The organism is Borreliella spielmanii (assembly GCF_014201705.1).
Classification (GTDB): domain Bacteria; phylum Spirochaetota; class Spirochaetia; order Borreliales; family Borreliaceae; genus Borreliella; species Borreliella spielmanii.
Genome location: NZ_JACHFA010000015.1, coordinates 1 through 4,944, shown reverse-complemented (window position 1 = coordinate 4,944; position 4,944 = coordinate 1). Strand labels below are relative to the sequence as shown.

Annotated in this window: 6 protein-coding genes; 1 reads left to right on the top strand and 5 read right to left on the bottom strand. The window is 24.5% G+C overall.

The annotated features are described in order from the left end of the window. Nucleotides 1-255 precede the first annotated feature (255 nt). Genes bdr through HNR35_RS05425 form a run of 5 tightly spaced genes read right to left on the bottom strand, consistent with a single transcriptional unit; the run spans nucleotide 256 to nucleotide 3,887 of the window. Nucleotides 256-888 (bottom strand): Bdr family repetitive protein, encoded by a 633-nt coding sequence (gene bdr / locus HNR35_RS05445; RefSeq protein WP_183224462.1) that lies wholly within the window; start codon nucleotides 886-888, stop codon nucleotides 256-258. Nucleotides 889-900: 12 nt separating this feature from the next. Next, nucleotides 901-1,458, bottom strand: a complete 558-nt coding sequence (locus tag HNR35_RS05440; protein WP_183224460.1) for a chromosome replication/partitioning protein — start codon at nucleotides 1,456-1,458, stop codon at nucleotides 901-903. 54 nt (nucleotides 1,459-1,512) lie between these two features. Continuing rightward, complete coding sequence (locus tag HNR35_RS05435) at nucleotides 1,513-2,253, bottom strand: ParA family protein (RefSeq protein ID WP_183224458.1); 741 nt, start codon at nucleotides 2,251-2,253, stop codon at nucleotides 1,513-1,515. Next, entirely contained in the window at nucleotides 2,229-2,786 is a 558-nt protein-coding gene (locus tag HNR35_RS05430) for a DUF226 domain-containing protein (protein WP_183224457.1), read from the bottom strand. Before HNR35_RS05430 ends, HNR35_RS05435 begins: the two co-directional genes overlap by 25 nt. Nucleotides 2,787-2,795: 9 nt before the next feature. After that, the gene (locus HNR35_RS05425) at nucleotides 2,796-3,887 is read right to left on the bottom strand and encodes a plasmid maintenance protein (protein ID WP_183224455.1); all 1,092 of its coding nucleotides are present in this window, start codon (nucleotides 3,885-3,887) and stop codon (nucleotides 2,796-2,798) included. Nucleotides 3,888-4,279: 392 nt separating this feature from the next. Between HNR35_RS05425 and HNR35_RS05420 the strand changes: the two genes are divergently transcribed. Beyond that, the coding region (locus HNR35_RS05420; RefSeq protein WP_183224453.1) for an ERF family protein at nucleotides 4,280-4,944 on the top strand (665 nt) is incomplete at its 3' end.

The following is a 4,944-nucleotide window of genomic DNA, read 5'->3' as shown; positions in this document are numbered from 1 at the left end:
TGTTAAAGAACCTAATAAAGTGGGGGTACTTAACTGAACTTATTTTAATAAAAATAATTCAACAAATTAAATATAATTTAATTTAGGATTAAAATCAATTTGTCTTTTTACAAAAAAATAACTTATTTAAATTCTTTTTGTTAAAAAGTTTAAATAAGTTCTATTTTAGAATAGATCAAAAATAAAATGTTTCTTTTTGGTAATACCCATTAGCATTATAATATAATGCTTGAAAAAAAATTTATGTGTTATTCATCATTTGATGAATTGTAAATATTTCATAAATAAAGCATTTAATATTGGACCTAGAATTGCAGCTGTTAATATCATAAAATGGATTAGTCTGTTTCCAGTATTAAGATCTTTTCTTAAATTCTTTACTTCATTATCTATCTTAGCACTTACACTATCTATCTTATTAGTAAGTTCGCTTTTAACACTATCTATCTTGGTGTCTAAACTATCTATCTTAATGGTTAAATTCTTCTCTACAAAATCTATCTTGGTATTTACACTATCTATTTTAGTATTTAAACCCTTTTCTATATTATCTATTTTAGTATCCAAATTAGATATATCTTTTTGTAAATTTTTCTCTACACTATCTATTTTAGTATTTAAACCCTTCTCTACAGTATCAATCTTAATATCTAAATTAGATATATCTTTTTGTAAATTCTTTTCTACGGTATCAATCTTAATATCTAAATTAGATATATCTTTTCGTAAAGTCTTCTCTACATCGATTATTTTCTCTTTTAAATATTCAAAGTTGTAATTATCGTTATGAAGAAAAACAAAATCTATTGCCTCCTCACTAAACCCTATGTTTAAAAACTCATTTTTTATACTTTCTATATTATATGTTCTATAAGCCAAATTATTCATAAAATCCCCTTACTATCCTTTTAATTGTTTATATCTTTTTAAAAGTTTATTAACTAAATCTCTTTGACTTTCAAAAAGTTCATCTAATAAAAACCCCGTGAATTTGGCATTACTTTTGTAAAAATCGTAACTTTCTTTACTTTTAAGTTGAAATCTTAATGGTTTTATTGGATTTTGTTTAGACTTTTTAATCGTATCTGAATTACTATTTCTTAAAAAGATTATAGTTTCCTTAATCCCATTTTCTAATAAAAAAAGCTCTTCTATAACACCATTTTCTATAGCTGATGCTATCTTTAAATATTCATAAGTTTGGCTTTTAGCTAACTTATAATTTTTTATAAAAGCATCAAAAGTTTTATAACCATCAAGCTTATAATATTCATTATCTTTTATTTCTTTTAAAATTTTCATGCTTTCTATCTTATTATAAATTTCCTTTTGGAAATTAGATTTTAAACGTTCTTTTAATAAATTATAATGTTTTAATATTTCATCTTTATTGCTTAATTCCTTTTTTGCTTCTTTTTTTGATATTACTCTATCGTTTATTTTTATTCCTGCATCCATAATTAACCTCCTATATTTTTTGTTAAGAAAATTTATCCAACTATCGGACAAATTTCATATTTTTGAAATAAAATTATTTAAAACGCTAACATACTCCTTTATATAATCTCTATCTAGATCAAATCTATCGTTTTTTGCTATTCTCCTATTTAAATCTTCACGCTCTGATATTATCCCTAAAAACTTTTCTTTTTTTTGTAATATTTCCAATAAATCTTTATGCGTTTTATTTTTTTTAAATTTTGTTACAAATAAAAATACTTTTGGTTTAAGTTTTAATTTATCTGTAAAAAACTCTAATAGTTGTAAACTCTCAATAGTCCATTTCTCTGCAGTCATTGGGACTATAACGTGCTTACTGACAACTAAAGCATTGGACAATGTAGAATCTAAATGAGGATTTGTATCAAGTATGATAAAGTCATATTTAAATTTTAAATATTTAAAACTATCTTTTAACCTATGTTCCTTATATGGCAAAGGCTCTTCACTAAAAGTATGTAAACTTAAATAGCTCGGCAATAAATCAAGTCCACTATCAACATTGATAATCACATCATTTATTAATTGATTTCCTTTTAAAACCTCATATATATTTTTTTCAAGTAAATCAAATTCACTTTCTATTAGTGTTTTATAAAAATAACTAGTAACTGATGCTTGAGTATCCATATCAATTAAAAGAATTTTATTATTTTTTGATAATAAAGTCGCCAAAATTATCGCACTTGTGCTTTTGCCAACACCGCCCTTAATTGACGCAATTGTTATTATTTTAGGTTTTTTAGTATCCATTTTGTTAACGGTCCTTGTTCGGGGTATTTTTTCCCATAAAATTCATATATTTGTTTTTCTAAATCTGTAAACATACTAAATAATATTTTGTTGTAGTGATTATTTATTCGCTGTTTATCTAGCAAGCGGTATAATCCCTTAAAGTAGAAAAAAACACTTCCTGCTTTAAATCTAACTTCCATATAATATGCTCTTGCAAATCCATAAGATTTTCTATTCCCATTTAATTGATACTTTACAATAGCCTTTTTTATAGGTTTTCTAAACCCGTAAAAAATTCCAATAAATTTGTCCCCTTCTTTAATAGGGTATAAATGTGTTTCTTCAACAATTCTTTCTCCATTAAACAATGCCCTTAATGACACTCTAAATTCATGTTTTTTCTCATAAACTCCAAATTTATAAACGTCCATCATTATCTTTGTATGGTACATGGCTTTACCATTTTCTTTTTCGATCAAAATAAATCTTTCTTTATTTTGGCATTCTACTTTACATTTTCCTTTTTTAATAGTTTCTGGCGCACTTTCCATGTTTAATCCTTATACAACTTCTTTTAACATTAAAGAATTATTTTCATTTTTTATCAGCTCTAATAATTCATAGTAATACGTATCAAATACTTTATTATATTCTAATTTCTTTTTGCTATTCAAATAAGTTTTTATAATTGGCTTGAGAAATTTAATATTTGTCTTTTCTTTCAGTTTATCAATAAGAATATTGAAAATATATGTTTTTATATTTTGATAATCTTTTTGTGGGTTTTCTTTTTTTAATTCAATTAATTTTTCCAATTTGCGTTTTATTGCACTTAAATCGCTATATTTCTGATGTTCAATAATAAAATGGGGTTTATTTTTGTAAATTTCATATATTTTTTGGATATTTATTTTCAATTGTTCTAAATTGTACCCTTTTTCTTCTAATTCTTTTTGAATATTTTCTAGAATTTCTTTTAATTTATTTTGCTTATCTTTATAGCAAGATTTATTAAAAGAAATATGTTTGCTTTTTGTTAAACTATTTTCATATCTTTTGACGGTTTTAAATATTTCAATTGCCAAATTTGTACTAATATCTAATTTTAATAAATCCAAAAGAGTTTTTTTATTTGAAAAGTTACATTTATTGAAATACTTTATTTTTTTATATTCTTCTATTTTATTAGAATTTCTTTCTTCTTTTATATTATTTTTATTATATAAACACTCCTCCAACTCTACATTACCCTTTTTTAGAGATTTGTCTTTAAGGTAGTTATGCACTCTAGATTTAAATCTAGAGTGCATTTTTTCTTGAAAGTATTGGTTGATTTTAAAGTGGCATACATTTTTTTCATAATTAAGGTGATAGTAAATTTCAGTGCCAAAATTTACACCCAAATGTTTGTAGTAGTTGGTTGTTACTTTAAATTCTCTTTCTAATTTGTAAAGATATTTTTGCAGTGTTCTTAATGTAGTAGGAGCTTGACCATTTCTTTTTAGATTTTCATTAAAGTAATAGAGTATGGTTTTTTGTGTATATTTCTTATATTTAGTGTTTATGTAGGCTAGTGTTGAGATAAGAACTATTAATTTACGTTGTAATTTATTGTGGCAATTTGGCTTTTTTTTATTGGCTGATATTGACATAATCGTCAACCTCCTCTGATAGTTAATAATCATTATAAATAATATAATGCATAATTTTGATTTAAAAGTAAATACTTTCCCCAAAAAATATTAAATTCTAATTATTAATCTCATTAATTTAATACACTTTTTTGTAATTCGGTAAAAATAAATTGATTTTAATTTTAAAATGGGCTAAACTACAAATGACGTAGTTGTTTAAATATTGACATTTGCGACTACCTTTGATAGTAATTTCCAAAAAATAAAAATATAGTGGGATCTTAACGAGATTCTTTGTAAAGAGAGTTTGGTTAAGGCCCACTTTTTTTGTAAAAAATTTTTGTAAAAAAGTTGGCAAAAATAGTTTTTGCTATATATTTATTATTAACTATCAAAGGAGGTCATCTAAAATGACAAACATAGAAAAAAACCAAGATATACAAAATGATATTCAAGCAAAAATTAAATTCAGAAAAGATATGCAAACTCTAAGAATGAATTTGCCGGGTATTGACAAAAGTCTTATAAATAAGGGATATGGATACAAATATCAGAATTTCAATGACATAGTAGAAGAAATATACAACGTTATTAAAAAGCATAATTTGGAGCTTGATTTTGAGCAAAATCCAATTTCTAAAGAGGGTCAATACGGTATATTTGATTATATTAGGACCACATTCTACAGCACAAGTGCTGAGTATGAAGAGTCTTTTGATACACGAATTCATATAGATGGGTCTAAAAATAATTCAATACCACAACAAGTTGGCTCAGCTATTACTTATTTCAAAAGGTACGCTTTAGTGGGACATCTTAACATAAAAAGTGAAGTGGATACTGATGCAGCACTTAATTACAATAATTATGAAAACGAGAATTCTACACCTAACAAGCAAGTTAATGTCAAGCAAGAACAAAAAAAGGAACAAAAAAAAGAGATTGATCAAATTCAGAAAAAAGATATAAAGCAAGAACAAAAAAAGGATAGGCTTTATTATTACAGTATCTTTAAAGAAGCGTTGTCTAACATAAAAAATTGGGTAAATAGCCCTACAGAAAAAGATAATATTGT

Excerpts from the sequence above, each read along its gene's own strand:
- bdr (WP_183224462.1), bottom strand. The coding sequence starts at position 888 with ATGAATAATTTGGCTTATAGAACATATAATATAGAAAGTATAAAAAAT.
- HNR35_RS05440 (WP_183224460.1), bottom strand. The coding sequence starts at position 1,458 with ATGGATGCAGGAATAAAAATAAACGATAGAGTAATATCAAAAAAAGAA.
- HNR35_RS05435 (WP_183224458.1), bottom strand. The coding sequence starts at position 2,253 with ATGGATACTAAAAAACCTAAAATAATAACAATTGCGTCAATTAAGGGC.
- HNR35_RS05430 (WP_183224457.1), bottom strand. The coding sequence starts at position 2,786 with ATGGAAAGTGCGCCAGAAACTATTAAAAAAGGAAAATGTAAAGTAGAA.
- HNR35_RS05425 (WP_183224455.1), bottom strand. The coding sequence starts at position 3,887 with ATGTCAATATCAGCCAATAAAAAAAAGCCAAATTGCCACAATAAATTA.